This window comes from Desulfotomaculum sp., from assembly GCF_982386235.1.
This window is the reverse complement of sequence record NZ_CEVWQM010000024.1, coordinates 1-18,400: the sequence shown is the minus strand read 5'-3', so window position 1 is coordinate 18,400 and position 18,400 is coordinate 1. Positions and strand designations below refer to the sequence as shown.

Annotated in this window: 12 protein-coding genes and 2 rRNA genes; 1 reads left to right on the top strand and 13 read right to left on the bottom strand. The window is 42.1% G+C overall.

The window, feature by feature from the left end; genetic code table 11:
- Window positions 1–16: 16 nt before the first annotated feature.
- From AC1U9Z_RS13670 to AC1U9Z_RS13620, 11 genes are all read right to left on the bottom strand, one after another.
- Complete coding sequence (locus AC1U9Z_RS13670; protein ID WP_479957881.1) at window positions 17–1,561, bottom strand: radical SAM protein; 1,545 nt, start codon at window positions 1,559–1,561, stop codon at window positions 17–19.
- Entirely contained in the window at window positions 1,555–1,878 is a 324-nt protein-coding gene (locus AC1U9Z_RS13665; RefSeq protein WP_479957879.1) for an NHLP leader peptide family RiPP precursor, read from the bottom strand. The genes AC1U9Z_RS13670 and AC1U9Z_RS13665 overlap by 7 nt, the downstream gene beginning before the upstream one ends.
- Window positions 1,879–2,074: 196 nt before the next feature.
- Window positions 2,075–2,371 (bottom strand): hypothetical protein, encoded by a 297-nt coding sequence (locus AC1U9Z_RS13660; RefSeq protein WP_479957877.1) that lies wholly within the window; start codon window positions 2,369–2,371, stop codon window positions 2,075–2,077.
- Between the two features lie 27 nt (window positions 2,372–2,398).
- Entirely contained in the window at window positions 2,399–2,941 is a 543-nt protein-coding gene (locus tag AC1U9Z_RS13655) for an RNA polymerase sigma factor (protein ID WP_479957876.1), read from the bottom strand.
- A complete protein-coding gene (locus tag AC1U9Z_RS13650; protein WP_479957874.1) occupies window positions 2,938–4,053 on the bottom strand; it encodes a DUF7005 family protein in 1,116 nt (371 codons plus the stop codon). The genes AC1U9Z_RS13655 and AC1U9Z_RS13650 overlap by 4 nt, the downstream gene beginning before the upstream one ends.
- Window positions 4,054–4,072: 19 nt before the next feature.
- The gene (locus AC1U9Z_RS13645; RefSeq protein ID WP_479957872.1) at window positions 4,073–6,760 is read right to left on the bottom strand and encodes an NHLP bacteriocin export ABC transporter permease/ATPase subunit; all 2,688 of its coding nucleotides are present in this window, start codon (window positions 6,758–6,760) and stop codon (window positions 4,073–4,075) included.
- 36 nt (window positions 6,761–6,796) lie between these two features.
- Window positions 6,797–8,968 (bottom strand): NHLP family bacteriocin export ABC transporter peptidase/permease/ATPase subunit, encoded by a 2,172-nt coding sequence (locus tag AC1U9Z_RS13640; protein ID WP_479957957.1) that lies wholly within the window; start codon window positions 8,966–8,968, stop codon window positions 6,797–6,799.
- A gap of 20 nt (window positions 8,969–8,988) precedes the next feature.
- Window positions 8,989–10,374: an NHLP bacteriocin system secretion protein gene (locus AC1U9Z_RS13635; protein ID WP_479957870.1), complete on the bottom strand. Its 1,386-nt coding sequence runs from the start codon at window positions 10,372–10,374 to the stop codon at window positions 8,989–8,991.
- A 29-nt stretch (window positions 10,375–10,403) separates the two neighbouring features.
- Window positions 10,404–11,549 (bottom strand): ABC transporter substrate-binding protein, encoded by a 1,146-nt coding sequence (locus tag AC1U9Z_RS13630; protein WP_479957868.1) that lies wholly within the window; start codon window positions 11,547–11,549, stop codon window positions 10,404–10,406.
- Between the two features lie 23 nt (window positions 11,550–11,572).
- Complete coding sequence (locus AC1U9Z_RS13625; RefSeq protein ID WP_479957866.1) at window positions 11,573–13,885, bottom strand: MFS transporter; 2,313 nt, start codon at window positions 13,883–13,885, stop codon at window positions 11,573–11,575.
- 553 nt (window positions 13,886–14,438) lie between these two features.
- A complete protein-coding gene (locus tag AC1U9Z_RS13620) occupies window positions 14,439–17,468 on the bottom strand; it encodes an AfsR/SARP family transcriptional regulator (protein ID WP_479957864.1) in 3,030 nt (1,009 codons plus the stop codon).
- A gap of 313 nt (window positions 17,469–17,781) precedes the next feature.
- Here AC1U9Z_RS13620 and AC1U9Z_RS13615 point away from each other — a divergent pair, with 313 nt between their 5' ends.
- Complete coding sequence (locus AC1U9Z_RS13615; protein WP_479957862.1) at window positions 17,782–17,952, top strand: hypothetical protein; 171 nt, start codon at window positions 17,782–17,784, stop codon at window positions 17,950–17,952.
- A 143-nt stretch (window positions 17,953–18,095) separates the two neighbouring features.
- On the opposite strand, the gene rrf is transcribed toward AC1U9Z_RS13615, so the two are convergent.
- Window positions 18,096–18,212 (bottom strand): 5S ribosomal RNA (gene rrf / locus AC1U9Z_RS13610).
- A 90-nt stretch (window positions 18,213–18,302) separates the two neighbouring features.
- A 23S ribosomal RNA gene (locus AC1U9Z_RS13605) occupies window positions 18,303–18,400 on the bottom strand; the annotation flags it as partial.

Genomic DNA, 18,400 nt, shown 5'->3' with positions numbered 1-18,400 from the left:
CAATTTGATATATAATTTAACCGAGTCCCTTTAACTGCTGATATAATTTTTGACTTTGCACCACAAATTGCTGCGACCTTTGCCGGCCCTGTTCAATAACGGAAATCGCTTCCTCTTGATGACCGTTTTCGGACAATACAATGGCCAGGTCTAAATAAGGATCCATAAAGTTTTCATCCGTTAAGGACACTGCTTTCCTTAAAAGTGCTATGCCTTCTTCCGGGCTGCCTAAGCGCGAAAGACATAGTCCTTTTCCTTTAAGGGCATAGACTTCATTGGGCTCCAGTTGAAGTACTCTGTCATTTGCTTTCAGGGCAACATGATAATTACCCAACCTAAAACTAACGTAGCCATAAAGGTTTAATAAATTCACATTACTTTCCGCGCCAGCTCTTTGCAGGACTACAAAGAGGGCTGTTTCAGCTAATTGGCAATACCCCTTTGCAGCAAATTTCCTTGCCATGGCGATAAGCTCTTCGGTTTTTATGTGCTCGTACTGCTCAATTCTTTTTTTATTGGCATAATTATAAGAACAATACTGGTTTTCGGCATAAACACTGCCCCCGGTGGTCAGCTTGCTATTGGAGCAGCCACCCAAGCACCGATCCCCAAACCGGCATTTTTGACAAAAACCTGCCAGGCTTTCTTTCTTCATGTTGCGGTTCCAACTAAAATTGTTCGGGTTTTCCCAAATATCTTTTAAGGGGGTCTGTCTGATATTACCTTCTATAAATTCTTTATCCCGGATGGAGGTACAGCCTAAAATATCACCATTATGAAGTATCCCAAAGGTGTATTTGCCTGCGCTGCATCCCTGCCGGGAGTAGGTGCCCCCACATCTTTTCTTGAATAATTCGATTTCTTTTAGATTAAAATAGCCAACGCAGTCCCCCAGTATAACTTCGATGGAAGACTCCACCATGCACTGGTAGGCTAAATCAATTACAGTATCAATATCTCCCGGCTCTATTACCATGCCGCTGTGGTTGGCCATGTTGCCCATGGGAAATCCCATCTGTACCTGCCAACCCTTGACACCCCGCAGCACCAGCTGTTTCTTAAGCTCCTTTAACTCGCCCAGATTCATCTTATTAATGGTTGTGATGGCCTTTACGTCTATCTCCCTGGAGCGGCATAATTCCATGGCCTGCATGATTCTCACAAAGGAACCTTCCCTGCGTATGAAATCATGGGTTTCCTTCAGGCCATCCACACTGAAGGCAATGGTTCCCACTCCGGCATGAATGGCCCGCTCCAATATCCCTTCATCAAATAGCCAGCCGTTGGTAATCAGGTTGGGAATCACACCATTTTTATGCAACCTTGCCGCGATTAAGGGCCAGTCATCCCTGGTGGTAGGTTCGCCGCCGGAAAGAGTTACCCATTGGAGTCCCATTGCCCCTAATTCATCACATACTTTGAGGGCTTCTTCGGTGGATAATTCCCCCGGGAGGGCAGTACTGCAGCCGGAGCCGCAGTGCTTGCACCTCATGTTGCATCCCATGGTTATTTCCCAGACCGCCGTTACTGGTTTACCAAGCATCATGGTCTTTTCTACCACTTAGGCCAATTCCAGTTGCCAGGTGTTATCCCATATGCAACCACCATACTTCCCGGGTTTATCACACCACCCGCTACATCTACCAGTTGATCATCCGTCAATTCGTCGGTATTTGCAGCCGGAATAATTAGGTGCAGCACATTACTGCTTTCCACGTGCAGTTCCACTTTAATATTCTCGGGAAACTTGACCGCAAATTCCTTTTCCAGTGCTGCAATGGGATCATTTAATAGTGCCAGACGAAATTCCTCATTCTCACCGACCTTTTTGCCAATTAGTTGGTTCAGCTCATAGGTTGTTAAAACAGTTGATTCCATAACTTTTAGCCTCCTCTTATTATTATTCCGGGGAAAACTCGTGCTTGGTTCACGCATCCGTTATCAACTAAACTACAGCATACCCAGTAATTAAGTTGCTACTTTCTTATACAAGCAAAGCAAAAAGGTATCACATGCTTTTTGCATATTTAGTTAAATTTATCTATACATCAGCCCTTAGTGATACTCTCCCAGCCTATCGGCCACCTTTTTTCCCTTGTTCATCTGTCATTTTGTTCATATTCACCCCGCCGGCAACCATATCCAGTTCATCATCTGCCATTTCGTCGTTTTTCTGCAGTTTCGGGATCACCTTTTTTACCAGCCCCTGGCTTTCCTGGGAATAATCTGCTTGCACCAGCATCTGAGCAAGGAATAATAATTCCTTGTACTCATCATCGCAATCATCCCTCTCAAGCTGAACACTTAACTCGCCAAAAACTATTTTATCTATATCTGAAACAAAGGACTCCAAGGAATTTTTATCATTCATTGGTTACACCTCTAATCACAATTTTGATCAAAAAATAATATTTTGTTCCTTCAATACATCCTTTAATTTTTTTAAGGATCTGAAGATAATGGTTCCAACATTGCTTTCTGTTATATTCATCATCTGAGCGATTTGACGATTGGTTAAGCAGGCCCCAAATTTCAGGGCAATTACATTTTTCTGCCTGTCATTCAGATACGCCATTGACCTCAGAAGGACTTCTTTTAGTTCCCGGTCGATAATCAAGTCCTCCAGCCGATCTCTTGCTTCTACATGATTAAGATTAATTCGCTCTGTATTCTGGTTTTTCTTTTTAAAATAATTAGTTAGGGTATTGTTCGCTATGGTAAATAGCCAGGTGCTTAACTTACCTTTATCCGGGCAGTACGTGTTGTATTTTGCCAGTGCCTTTTCAAATACATCACTAACCAGATCCTCTGCGTTATTAAGGTCACCCACCCTATAAAGGATGTACTTGTAAAGCCTTGGAAAATATTTATGATATATTTCAGAAAAGTCATCCGATACATCCAATTGCGCTTCCTGTACAGGTGTACGGTCTAAACTCAATTTTGTGCACCTCCCCCAAAAAGGCCTCCCAATCTATCGAGTAATTTTTTCTCCATATCTTCTGCTGCCAACTCAATTAAATTCATCTTGGCCATGGCTAACAGCATCTGATATTTTCCCTCACCCTGATAGACAATTGGGGCATATTTGTTACTAAACACTTCTAGGTTATGGGCTGCCTGATGGATATAAGACTTTAATTCCTCAAAGGCCCTATTTGATAACTCCCTGTCCTTTAAATAATTCGTCAGTCTGCCCCCGGTGCGGAATGCAGGATAATCTTCTAAACCCATAAAACAGAGAAACCATTGGGCCTTATAACTGCCTGTGGCAGCAACCAGGCCCATATAATCGGCAATCAGCTCATCCAATAAATGATTGCGGGCCGAGCCCCAAAACCGCAGCGTGCAATAGTGAGTGGCCTCATGTTCCCGGCGAAGCAGCAAGGATAATCGCCGCCACTCTGCATCGGCAATACCCAGCAGCTTGGCGGGAACATTGCTGTATTCCTTATTGCTTAAGATTAAAAAGGTATCCCTGTAAAATTCCGTTTGAGATTTCATCTTCTCAAATGCCAGTTGCCACAATAAATCTGCGTTTTCTTTATAAGCGTTATCTCTTTGCCATTTTTCCTTGTAATTTTTTACCCGATCCCAATTGTTATAACCTTTAATCATACAGGCTCCCATGGAAGGTGGTATCGGTACCGGTTCATTCCGGTGGGCAAACACACGCACGAAGGTCTCAAAATCGCTCCTGTCACTGACCTGTATTACTGGTATTCTGCCGGCCAATGTTTGATAAAGATACACCTTAATATGGCCAGGCTCTTTCAGTTCAACCTTCGTTGTTTCAGGCATTTTAGAAATGTCTGCCCCTCTCCTGGTTGCCAGTTGGTAATTGGAATTTTGGCTCATTCCTTCCCTTACCGGAAAATTAAGCTGCACCAATCTTTTTGATAACGAAGCGATAAAACCCTGTTGAGAAATATCGCTTATATATTCCTCCCAGTCTCTGACAAAAAGTTCATCCTGCAAGGGTATCTCTTCCCAGGACGTATCATTGGTATGTTCGAAATGATTCTCCCGTAAAAATAACAATTGTCCTTGCATGGTCCTACCCCCTCGAAAACTAAGCCAGCTGTCTTTTAGCTAACTGAGTAAATACACCGTTTTGTTCAAACAACTCATCATAGGTGCCGGATTCGATCACCCGTCCCCGGTCCAAAACAATGATCTTGTTGCATTCGGCAATTGTGCTCAATCTGTGGGCGATGACGACTCGCGTTGCATCTAGTCTGGCTAAGCTATCGCTGACAATCCTTTGGGTTTTATTATCCAGAGCACTGGTAGCTTCATCAAAATAAACAATCTTAGGCTTGGAAATAATGGCCCGGGCAATTAATAGCCGCTGTTTTTGTCCCCCGGAGAGTGTGCCGCCACTGTCACTGACCATGGTGTGCATACCCATGGGCATACCTTTAATATCCTCTTCCATACCGGCCATACGGGCCGCTGCCCAGGCATCATCAATGGTTAAACCAGGGTTTGCACCGATGATGTTATCAAATATACTGCCGGACATTAATTGACCGCCCTGGAGAACCACACCCAGTTGACGACGAATGCCCCGTATATCAACATTTTCCAGATCCTGTTGATCATAATAAACCTGTCCGGATTCCGGCTTCTCAAAGCCCAATAGCACCCTGAACAAGGTAGATTTGCCGCTGCCTGAAGGCCCCACAATGCCCACATAATCCCCCTGTTTTATATCCAGTGAGACATCGTCTAAGATCAAGGGACTGTCTTTTTCATAGCGGAAATTGACATGGCTAACCTCTATATTGCCTTGAAGTTCACCGGGCTCCGCTTTTTCCAGGTCAAACTCGGGCAAAGTTACCAGAATAGGTTTTGTTCTTTCGTATAAGGGCTTGATAATATTGAGCTGCAACACCACATTTGATATTTGCAGCATCGAACTTAGGAATTTTGCAAAGGCCGAGTTAAAAGCGATAAATTCACCTGCAACCAGGTCTACATTTTGCATTTTTATCAGGGCATAAAAAATTATCCCTGTTGCGATAACATTAACAGTCGAATTAAAGACAACTAACTTATTGCCCAGGCTTTCCTTTTGATAGGTAATATCCCTAATCCGGCTGAATTGTTCAGCCCAATTATGAAAGGCCCTCTTTTCTGCCCCGGATGTTTTTATTTTGCTTACGCCGCTGAGCAAATTAAAAATCTTCCCTGAAAGGTTATTTCTCAAATCCACCAATTGTCGTTCATAGCGAATTTGTAAATAGCCGAATAAGAGGGAGATAGACATCACGAATAAGACAATACCCGTGCAAATAAGGGCCAGTTTCCAGCTGTAGTAAAACAATAATAAAAAATAAAAAACCGAGAAAATACTTGAGATAACCGTGTTGGCAACGGCACCGGACAGGATACTCCTGATCTGGCTGATGCCCATAGCCCGCCCTGCCAATTCACCGGCGGTGTAATTCTTAAAAAAGGGTACGGGCAGATTCAATAACCGATCCCAGATAGCTGCTTGCAAATCAGACTCTGTTCTTCCTTCCATCCGGTGCATGGCAAAGGCCCGGGTCAGGTTAAAAGCAAAGGTAGTTGCTGCTATTGACATAAGCAAAAAACCGATTTGGGTCAATAGTACCCTTTCACCGTCTGGGATCACACTGTCAAAAATGATTCCCGTCACCACGGGGGTCAGCATGCCCAATAATCCCCCCAAAATACCCATGGTCAAAAGCATCGTAAGATCCCTTTGCCAAATCCCACCAGCTAAAAATTTAAGCAAATCACTATAACCGATCACCTTTTGGGGAAGGGGACGATAAAAGGTATAGGCATGGGGCTTAAGAGAATCGGCTACACTGTCATCTACAATGACCTTGGTCTCGTCGGAAGGATCGTATAACTCATACTTTGTCGGCGACAACGGCAATAACGCCACCGGTCGCCCGTCTTCTTCTTTGTAAACCAGCAAAGCACCGTTATCTTCTTTCCACCACTTTTCTTTTAAGATAATTTGTCTTATTCTAATCTGGGATGATCTGGCGATATCCCCCAGTAGGTCCTTTGACGCTGGGTTTCCTTTTTTGAGCTCGTTGGAAGGGACAATTTTTATATTCTTGGCCCTGCCCACCGCCGCACAAGCCCTGAACAGCAAATGATCCACCGAAAATTCCTGTTCAGTTGCAGTGGGTTCTTTTTGCCGCTTCATTGATTTGGCCAGCTTGCGCAAACCGGCACTCATGAAATAATCATCTTTTTCTTTTTTTAGTTTATTCCTTAACAATTCTTGCTTTTTTTCAGTAATAGATAGCTCCACAACTTGGTTAAAAGCTGCTTTATTAAATTCAACAATGGCATCCAGTATAGCGTTTTGTGTCGTAGCCAGTTCAAACTGGGGTTTTTCCTTAATCCCAATACCGTCCCAATGCCTGACCCACTTTTCTAATAGATCGATTAGAAATTTGATATTTTCACCAATCGTCACATTAAATAACTGCAGAAATTCAGTCTCTAGCAAACTGGTTCCCGTGCTCCCCACGGCCAGTAACCTGTACTGCTCCTGCTCCCTGACAACAGGCTCATTTCCCAGAAGGATGTCCCCTTTTTCACAGGTAAACAAATATCTTCTGCGGCCAATTGTATTACCGCCTGAAACCTTGGCAACAAATATATCAATTTGTCCTTTTTTAACAACCCACATTTTACCGGCATCAAGGAGTAAAGGGTTGTTGCCCTCAGCCCTTATCTCGTTAAATTCCAAGTCCAATAAAATGTCCACGGTCCAACCCCCATTTGCTCTGATACTGCTGTAGTACTAACTGGCACTTATTAGTTCAGCGTAAGGCCCGCCGGTGTTTTTCATTTCCTCATGGGTACCGCGCTGAACAATTTTTCCTTTATCCATGACGATTATTTCATCACAATCCCGAATTGTACTCAAACGATGGGCAACAATCACGCAGGTACAGCCGCGCCGGCGAATGTTTTCATCAACCATCTTTTCCGTTTGCACATCCAGGGCACTGGTTGCTTCGTCCAATATCAAGATCGCAGGGTTGCCGGTTAATGCCCTAGCAATTTCGAATCGTTGCCTCTGTCCGCCGCTAAAGTTCGCGCCGCCTTCACGTACCCGGTACTCGTATCCTTTATCTCTGGTAGAAATAACATCATGGATGCAGGCATCCTTGGCAGCACGTATAAGCTCAAATTCCGGTATCGTAGCATCCCACATGGTGAGATTCTCCCTAATAGTCCCATCAAACATCGTGATATCTTGGTCAACCACAGCTAACGAATTCGTTATTACACTCCGTGGAAGTTGGTCTTTATTCACGCCATCCAGCAGAATTTCCCCAGACCATGGCTGATAGATACCTGTAATTAACCTGGCCACTGTACTTTTTCCACTGCCTGAACCGCCTACCAGTGCCACCCGGGAACCGGGCTTTAATGTAAGGTTAAAGTTTTCAATTAATGGAGGATCCCAGGGGTTATAGCCAAAGGTTAGATCCTTGATCTCTATATATCCCTCCAGCTTTTTATAATTGTCTTCTTCGTTGTTGACGGTTATCTCTCGGTTGACATTTTCATCCACTTTGTATTTAAAAACATCCTCCAGTCGGTTGATATCCCCCTGAACCTGCTTAATCCTCATACCCATTTGGGTCAAACTGTTGACCGGATTCATGAAACTGGCCAGCAAACCCTGGAAAGCAATTAAGGAACCAATGGTCAGGTTGCCGTTAATAATGATAATCCCACCCACAAACAGGATCATGACATCGGCAAACTCCGCTAAGAAATTTGGCAGGTGAAATAGGATTTGCGTGGTTCGGCCTAACTTTTGCTGGGCATTAATCTCCTTGGCATGGTAACCTGACCATTTGGCAAAAAAGTCCGACTCAGAACCAGTTGCCTTTAAGGTCTCAATAATATATAAGCCGGAAATAGAAAAACCCATCACCTTACCCTTATCTTGCAACAGTTTTTTATTCATCGTTTCGATTTTATTGGACGAATAAATCAGATAGGCAATACTTATGCCACCAATAACCAGGGAAATAAGGGTCAAATATACACTGTACTGCAACATCACAATTAAATAAAAGATCAGAGTGATCATACCGATAACCGTTTCGGCCAATTCCCTTGATAAAAAGGCAGCTACCTGGTCATTGCTTTGCATCCTGTTGGAAATATCACCGGCGGATCTCTGTTGAAAAAAAAGCACCGGCAGTCTGAAAATATGCCAAAAGAATTTTCCCGCATTGGTCAGGGCTATTTTTGTTTCCATTCGCAGTAGGTAATACTGCTGCAGCCAGGTAAGGGCAGCCTGTAAAACAACCACTGTGCCCATAGCCCAAAGTAAAGGTTTAAGCCAGTCTTCCTTGCCGGCCAGTAAAATATTATCAATAAATATCTTGGAAAAGGCAGGAACAATGAGCCCCGGTATCACCATTAATAATCCAATAACAACCAGGTAACCCAGTGTTGTTTGAGACCCTTTGACCCAGTTTTTTAAAGAGTCTAAAAAATTACTTTTTTGACCGCTGGGTTGAAAATCCGACCCGGGTTGAAAGGTCAAGATTACTCCGGTAAAGGATAAATCAAACTCTTCTTCTGAAATCACCTTAGGCCCACTGCCGGGATCATTAATATAGACCTTGCCTTCACGAAACCCCTCAAGAACAACAAAATGATTAAAGTTCCAGTGAATAATGGCAGGCAATGCCATCTCCTTGAGATCTTCTGGTTCTTTGCGAAAGCCTTTGGCCTCAAATCCGTGTCTCCGGGCAGCCTTGAGTATATTGACTGCTTTTACACCGTCCCGGGTAACCCCGCAATCAACCCGAAGTTGCTCAAGGGAGAGATATTTTTTATAATAGGCAAAAATCATGGCCAGGGATGCAGCACCGCATTCCACTGCTTCCATTTGTAAAATAGACGGAACCTTTTTTATCTCACCTTTTTTTTTCAAGGCAATCACCCCAATATTGAAGTGCTTCATTAAATAGGCAATATCCTTTTTATAAAGGGAATAACCATACTGATGGGCCTCTCTTCACTTACCTTAACTTCTCCCAAACACAAGGTACCACTATCAATGATCATTTCCGGCCCCTCGGGTGTGGACCATTTATATCCGCTCACTGTCCTGCTATCCCTTACCAATTCCACTCGAATCTCTATGGGCGAACCCTGACCCGTCAATCGATTTACCAGTTCCGAGTTGCCTAGGGTAAGCATCATGCCCTGACTGCTGGCCGGATATTGGGAAACGGACTTCACGTTTCCCAGCATAAACCCATCCTCTTCTTTTTTAACTGTGCTGGGTGAAATGTTGACCGCCATGCCAGGCCGTACTTTTTTTCCTTGCTCCACAGGCATGTATATTACCACTGTCAGTGATTCTGCTTCTTTTTCCTGTCTAGCAATACTGCAAACACTGTTGCCCGTTCCCAGCAGTCCACCTTTTTTAACCTGCAACTCCACAACACGTCCAGAAACGTCAGCAGTGATCTCACTGCTATTTATAAGCTCCAACTGCATCTTGGCAATTTGTTTTTCCAAATCCTTTTCCATTAACAACCTGGTATCCTTGAGCTTTTGTTTTAATACATCTAAATTCTGCTCAGCCTGTAGAACTTGTGACCGAGGTAATACATTGGCCTCCGCTATTAGATTCTGCAGTTTTTCTTTTTTGTTTTGTAAAGCTGCTTCGCTCAATATAAAATTACGCTCAGCATCTGTGAATTCTTGTTGGGATAACACAGCATGATCAAACAGGTATTTTGATTTTTCATAATGCTCCTTGTCCTTTTCCAGTTGCAACGTTGCCTGCTCCAGTTCCCATTTAGCCTGCTCCAGATTGATCGCCTGACTTTTATCTGCAGATGTTAAATTTGCTCTCTGAACGTCAAGGTTTGTCCTGGCGTATTCCATATCCTCAATATTTTCAATTATTTGCCCATAAACATTTAAATTCAGCTTATTATCCTTTAACTGGGGGTTATCCGTGTCCAGATTTTTGATAACCTCCAAATCCTCTTTCAGTTGATTTACTTTATCGACAATTTCCGTTTGTTCTACCCTAGCAATTACATCTCCCTTGTTTACGTAATCACCTTCCTGGGCCTTGACATCCGTTATATGTCCATTGACCTGGGAAATTACATTCGTAACACCACCGCTGGAAATAATAATTCCTTCACCGATGGCCTTGTCGGGTATCTTCCCAAAGATCCCCCAAATAATGCCGGCTAAGATTAATAAAGCAATCGCCAGACAGGCCAGCCAACCCATGGGCGATGTAACTGTTAGACGCTGATCCAACTCTTCCGGTGAAGATAGGCGATCCAGGGATACTTTTCGGAAAACCTTATTTTCGGCCATAATGTCCTTACCTCCTCCGGTTATGATGGTCAATTAAGATATTCAAAGGTGCCTTTCACTACTTTTTTCATATATATTTCTCTGCCCTGAATTTCCCCGTCCTCATTAAAAGAGATATCACCTGAAATAAGCTTCATACTTTCCATATCCCGCAGATAAGCAGCCAACACCGCCGGTGAGCAACTATCCGTTTGTTCAATTGCCTGTGCAATTAGTAGCAGTGAATCATAGCCCTGTACAGCCCACACATCGGGTTCTTCACCATACCTCTGCTTGTATCGGTTGGCAAATTTCTTAAATTCGGGTTTTTCATTGTGGGGGTTGGATATGCTGGCTATCACCACGCCCTCGCTATCCTTTCCCAGGGTACTCGTAAATTCATTTACATCCAGACCATCGCCGGATAAAATCGGGATGCTTGGATTGATTTTTCTGATTTCTTTAATGAACTGTGCCCCTTCGGGCATATTCAAGGCCAGGAAAACAGCATCAAAATCCAAGGCCTGCCATTTATCATGGGCCCTTTTAAGGTCTACATCACTTACCAGGCCTGAACTTCTATCAATCACTTTCATGTCCTTCGCTTCTGCTTCTCTTTCAAAGGCATCGGCCAAATTCCGTCCATAGGAGCTATCTTCATAATAAACAACCAGCTTCTTATACCCCTGCTGCAAGGCATACTGGCACACTTGTCCTGCCACTTTTTTATCACTGGGTATGTTTTGAAAGACGTACCAGAAATTATTTTCCGTCAGCTCAGGGTTCGATACGGTGGGCACTATTTCCAACATGCCAGCTTTTTCATAGATAGCTGCCACCGGAATACAAATATCTGAGTACCAGTGACCGATTACTGCCGTCATGCGGGTGTTTTGAGAAAATTTTTGCGCGATGTCCACAGCATCTTTAAAAACCGCCTGATCATCCGCAATTTCCAGCTGAATTTTTTTACCATTTATTCCCTTGTCATTAATATCCTCAAGGGCTAAGGTTAGACCCTTTAAAAACCCGGTATTTTTTTCGGTAAATTCATGGGGAACAGGAACTCCAATCATAATGTTCGCTCCTTTGCCAGCCTGTTTTGCTCTTTGTTTAGCCAAATCTGCACTAAAACAGCCAGTTATTGTAGATAATAAAAAAAGGCAAATAAACAGTATTTTAGCAAGCCTATTCATATCACCGCCCCCATTTCCCCTTTTTATTGGCTTTGCTCATGGTATCTATGAGGTATGAGCATAAATATGATCAGCAAAATAAATAAAATCCCAGCTATCAACCCCACTCCCATTCTCAGATCCAGGGCTAGGGTGAGACCAAAAATAATAGGACCAACCATCCTGCTGGCGTTGACCATTACACTAAAATATGCAATGGCTTTGCTTATCTCCAAGTTCTTAACTGTTTTTAGGTTTAAAAAATAACTTGTCTGCATGGCCACCCCGAAGCTTTCAGCAATACCAAGTAGAATAACCGTTACAATAGCCGCGGGAATGGTACCCCAAAGGGTAAAAGCCGCCAACGCACAAACACACACGCACAATGAAGCCACAATCCCTTTTTTATCCCCGAAGTGGGTCACAAACTTGGTTAAAACCGGGCCAAGGTAGATAATGCACAAGCCATTTAACAAGAAAGCTCGGCTGATGTCACCTTGAGAGAGACCATGTCCTTTGGCAAATAATGGGAAGTAATAATCCAGAAATGTTCCGGCAATAAAGAAGGGAGCGAATATTAACAACAAAAATATCTGAACACTTCTGTCGGTTATAAAATTGATAAACTTATTCCAGGCAGAGATTTTACTGGTAACCCTGCACCCAATTTCTAAACCTGCCATTAACCTGTTTACATAAACACAGGAAAAAAGCACCATGGCTGCAGATAAGCAAAAAACAGGCTGATAGCCAATTCTGTCGGCCAACATGCCCCCGATAACTGCACCACAATTTAATCCAGCTATGGAACCAGCAGAAAACTCTGCAATGGCAATATTTCTTTCCGGCAAGGAGACCGCTAAACTGCGCAAAGCCATTAAGATAAAGCCAATGCCTAAACCGGCTAGGATTCTGGAAAAAATAAAAAGAATCGCACTGGAGCTTAGCCACGAAAACAAATTTCCCACTGCTATCAACACTGCACCCGTATAAAAAATTTTTCTCCAGCCCTTTTTATCGATCAGTAACCCGGCCACTAAAATGGCCAGTATACCTCCCAGCATTTCAGCAGAAATTGGCAGCCCCAGCACCACGTCCCGGGGTAAGCCCAGCAGGGGTTGATATAACTTTTGCATCACGATGGAAACAAAGGTAATAGACATAAAAACGCAAATATTAACAGTAAATATTAATCCTCTAATTAACTGGGAAGCATGCAGAAGAGGTGGTTTAAACATCTCCTGTTCTCCCTGGGAGCTTGTTCTACTCATTAAGATGGTTGCCAATAGGGTTAATTCAATCATAAAAAGGAAAGAAATCACCAGGACAGTTATCATGTCCAGCAAAATTTTGAACATCAGCCGATCAATATAAGCAGAGGAAATACTAACTCTAACCTGGGCAACCTCCAGGGAATTAGCTGGATCAAGCACAACTTCCCCCGCACCGCCGCCTGGCTTTATAACATCGATGCTTTCAATTAAAGGCAGCCCGGCCTTAATGTTTTCCAAATATTCTTCTACCCCGTCCACATCTGACAGGCTGATCCCCATACGGTAAACCTTTTCCATGTTTTGGGCCACCGTGCTCTCGACAAAGCCTTTACTTTGCAGGGCCAAGTGGACATAGGCCTTTTTAAAAAGATGATAGTTAAGGCCGCAATACAACAACTGAACCGAACTTAAAACTACAATAAAGGTAATAAAAATCCTTTTCCTATTTACCTTACTGTCCGTGGTTAAAAGGTTGGTCTTTAATAGAAGTAGGTATAATAAGGAAAATGCGAGTAAGACTACGCCACCCAGATATGCAACTAATTCCTTTTGGTTTTTATCGATCGAGTTTTGAAATAATTCCCTTGGAAAAACCATTTCCAAGGCAGCAATAGCTTTCGCATCCGGCCCAAAAATCTTTAGGAATATATAATGCTTTCCTGCGAATGACTGGTAGCTGCATTGATCATTGATCATCCCCTGCTGAAAAGTGGCTGTTTTTAGCAACTCCTCAGGCAATGTTTTATTCGTTGCAAAACCGTTCAAATCATATAAGATCTCCCCACCGGGCGAAATTATATTTACTTGCTCAACCTCTTTAACAATTTCTTTTAACTCCTTTAAGGTATCGCTCATGCCGTAAAAATTTTCCATCGACTTCCCGTAATATAAGGCATATTCTATTTTCCTAACTAACTCATTGCCGGCAACGGAATAAGTGCTTACCAGGGATTTATTATAATTATCTGCATAAGTCATGTAGTTCAGGGTTCCTGTATAGGTCATAATTACCACCAGCAGGGTCAGTGCCAGCAATAATATTTTTATTCTTGCCTGATCTGTGGTTGAGACTGTAAATTTCAACTTTTGCCACCATCCAATTTTAGGTAACAAACTTAGTAGCACGATACACTTATATTCAGATCGTTCATTATTATGGGGCCTTTTTCCTAAAAAAATTTTACATTGCATCTCCAAACATTTTCCAAACAAGATTTTACTTTCAATTGTGCCTGCCAGCCTGTCAGGGCACGTGTTAGTCAAAAAATCCTGTTACATGCTCTTCCATTTTTCATGCTATAATTTTTACTTGAACTGTTTTCCCGGAAATAAATATGCTAGAAAAACCATGTGTACCGCTCTGGATAATTTAAAAAGATAAGCAAAAAGCACCTCAAGTGAAACCCGTATTTCACTGGAATCCTGACAAAATTCTCAGTCACTTTGTGATGTGCTTTCTTGCTTTCAAGTGGAGAGAAACACGGAACTACTTCTCGCACATCAATTATATGTAAATTATAGAAAACAGAATATTCAACCCGTGCTCAATTTTCGGTGATTATTGCTGTTTGGCAAAACAAAAAAGGGCACATAAGTGCCCAGATAAATATCTTCCTGTAGAGGAAGCTAAATGAACCTATTTTTTTGTAAGAATCTCTTGCTCCAGTTCTAATCGCCTGACCTCCGGCCAATCAGAATAGATATCCTCAAGGTATACACCTCTGTATCCACTGGCATTAGGCAGCCAAAGATCACAGACCATACCCCGAGTAGCCAGTGCATATCCAGTTTGGTACCTCCGCAGATTATCGTTAAGCCCACACTGTTTTAGCAATTTTTTTACATGTGTAAGATTGGTATGAAAAAGATTGCGAGCTTTATCAACATTGGTATCCGGCCATAGGTCGGCCAGAATCCTTTCGGTTAAAACAGGTTGTTCTTGCCAGTGCAGAAGATAGGCAAAAAGCTCCTTTGCCTTTGATGTGCGCCAAACCAGGGAATTGTTCCAGTCATCGTATCGGTACACCTTTAGGTTTCCTAAACAACGAACAAAAAGTTTTGTCCTTTGTTCCTCTTCTACAGTCATTTCTTTTAATAAAGCAAATCCCGTGTCTCTCACCCGTATATCGGGCTCAAAGAAAAGCAACTCTATTTCCTTTCGTATTGGCCCGTAATTACCACTTTTTATCAATTTTACCACCTTGCCGCGAACTTTGGTGTCTGGATGCTTTAGTAAGTTTAAAAGCAGTGGCATGAACCGCGCATCATAACGGGAAATTATTTTTTCTACAAATTCCTGTTCTATCCCATTTACGATAGCAGTTTCCAGGCAGGGAAACAGCTCTGGAAAGGTCAGAAAAAACCTTTCATATCTTTCAGCCGCAGCCAACTCTAAACTTTGTTTAGTAAATGCAATTGCACCTTTTTGGTCACCTTTTTCTTTTAAGATCACGGCCTTTAGACCATAGAGAATGGCTACTTGAGATTTAAGTCCGCTGGTTTCTTCCACAGCTAGGACCAGTTTTAATAGCCCATTGGCCTTCTCATGCTGTTTGTATTTAAGATAATAAATGACGAAATAAGATGTGATATAAACCAGCATATACTTCGATTCATTATTAAGAGTACTAACCGTTTGTTCCATCAAAGATTCTGCCTCTTGGGAAGCTTCTCCCTTAAAATATGTTAAAGTTGCACTTTGAAAAGCTTTCAGCATCATTTCATAACATGTAAGCTGTCCTCCGGCTTGTTTAAAAGCATCCTGTGCCAGCCGGCAGTAGTGGTCAATTTCTCGCAGTTCCCCATAACCGAGTAAGGTAATTGCTATATTGAAATAAATCAGATGCAAATCCTCGGTAAAACCGACCCTTTGTTTCCTGTCCAACGATCGTTTCATCATATCCAGTGCCCTTGCCGGATCACCCCGCTCCCTGTATATACAGGACATATACAGTGGAATGGACCCCTGTTCGAGGGTATCCTCATTGCCCTGGCAGGAATCTAAAATCTGTTGATAAAGCTCCAACGCAACGGAGTAACTCCCTCGCAGGCTGTATAAAACAGCCATATACTTGGAAAGTCTTGCCGCTGCTTTCTCATTCTTCCGGCTTTCTTTATGGCTTAGGGCTAATTTCGCCGTTTCGATGGCTGCCGTTATATTTCCCGTCAGCCATTGATTGTAAACCTTTTCAGCAGCTATTTCCAGTCTATACATATCCGGAATTTCTTCTGTAGCTTCCATAAAGCGGTCTATAAATTTTGTACTTTCCGAAAAGGAAGCTCGGTACCTAAGAATCCTGGCCTTGTGGATTGCTGTTCTCACCAACCTTTCTTTGTCGCCAGTCTCCTTGAATAAATGGAAGGCTTGATTAATCCAGTCCCCTGCCTCACCAAAACTTCCGCCATAAGACAGAAGCTCTACTTTTAGCATGATTAATACTGGACTGTTTAAAAGTCCCCTTTCCTCCAGTATGGAAAGCCAAGCTTCGACCGTCTTTAATCTTCCTTGTTGAAGCATTTGCTCTCCTGTCTGTTCGATCGCCTTTACCAGCATGACATCATTATTGGCTAATCTGAAACACTCTACTGCTTGTTCATTAGAACCACTTTGCATATAATAGTGGCCCGCTTTGGCATAGACTTCATTTTTATTTTCAATCAAACTAACTAAATATTCCTTAAAAACATCATGATACCTGTATGAAATCTTGTCCCCCGAACCTGTAACTGTAATAAAGAGGTTTTTCCTCTCAATATATTTTAACTTCTTCCCAGCATCCTGTATGTCAAGCATATAATTACAGGCCCCCGGCGTCATGTTTTCGAGTACGGAAGTATACCGCAAAAATTTTTGAATTTCTGGTGGGAGACCCATATATAACTCGTTGAAGATGTTGTCAAATATTTCATTCTTGGCCTTAAATAATGCAGTATCCGTTGATTGATCCAATGCATCTCTAAATGCCAATTTAAAGAGCTTTAAACCCAAAGCCCAGCCGCTCAGTTTACCGTGAACTGCTGCGAGATATTCTTCATCAAAATAGCACTCATCTGTTACATTAAATAACATCGTAGTTTCTGTTGACGTGAATTTCAGGTCCTGCTGGTTTATTTCTACGATACTCCCACTGGCCTTGAGGTTTAACAGGTAAAAATTTGGTTGATACCTACAGGAAATGATGACATGGACTGTGCTCGGAATATAACTAATAAAATATTCTATAAACTCTAATACCTCTGTCTCTTTTAGCGAATGTAAATCATCAAAAACAATAATCAGTCCATTATTCGCTTTATTTTCTAGTTCATTAAGAATAGAGACCATTAGTCTATAAAATTTTTTATCGGCCTTTATATCTTCCGGGTTAAACTCGGGTAAAATAACCCGAAAATCTGGTAAAGCTGTCACGAGGCCCTTTACTAAATATTCGAAAAACTTTACAGGGTCGTTGTCAAAGGAATCAAGTTGATACCATACAAAGGGTACTTTCACACAATCCATGAATTGTTTAATAAATACTGTCTTGCCATATCCAGCAGGAGCAACAACAAAGGTTGCTTTTCTCTCCTTAAAATTCGCCATTTTTAATAACAGCCTGTGTCTATCTATAATTCCCCTGCCTAAATAAGGTAATCGGAGTTTGGCCATAATTAGATTATTATTCAATAAATCACCCCCGTTGAAATAAGGATGCTAATTAATTAAAATATAAATGAAATTACTGTATTTTTTTACAAAATATCACATTAGACTATTTAGGTCAATGCTTAGAAAAAGGTCCGATGGTTGAATAACTTATAATTACCATAACATGATAGCAATTCAACAATCGGCACCTCAAACATAACAAAACCCCACAGTCGCGTTACAACTGTAAGGTTTTTAACAACCATATCAATTTACCCGGCACCAATATATAGGTTCTTTTTGATTTGATATTAGAATACATATTTTCAAAAAACTTTTTAGGAGTGTTAAAATGCACATTCATGAATCCGTTAATATTCCTATTCCCTTATACAAATCGCTTCAAGGCAAATATTTTGTTGGGCTTATTGCTATTAATTATCTTCCACCAGAAACAAGTAGTGAAAAAATAATAGGCAGAGTTGCTTTTGGCTGGTGGGAAGAAAAAATTAAGTTTTGCTAACTTTTATTATTCCTAGCATGTCCTTAAGGGGTGATTTGGTTCATCGTCTCCCGGGAAGGTAAAGAACACAACCACTTCCTGCACTTACCTGCTGGCAAAACAAAAAACCCTACAGCCATCCTGACTGTAGGGTTTTAAAATTAATCTGGCGGCGACCTACTCTCCCAGGAGCGCGAGCTCCAAGTACCATCGGCCCTGAAGGGCTTAACTGCTGTGTTCGGGATGGGAACAGGTGTACCCCCTCCGGTATCGCCACCAGAAACTTTATCCTATTCAATACTCTTATCTGTTTCGATAGTCTTACCTATTCTCTCAAAACTAAACAGCTACTTCGTATTGCGTCTTCTTCTTTGGTCAAGAACTCGATCGATTAGTACCGGTCAGCTGAAAACATTGCTGCTCTTACACTCCCGGCCTATCTACCATGTTGTCTCCATGGGATCTTATC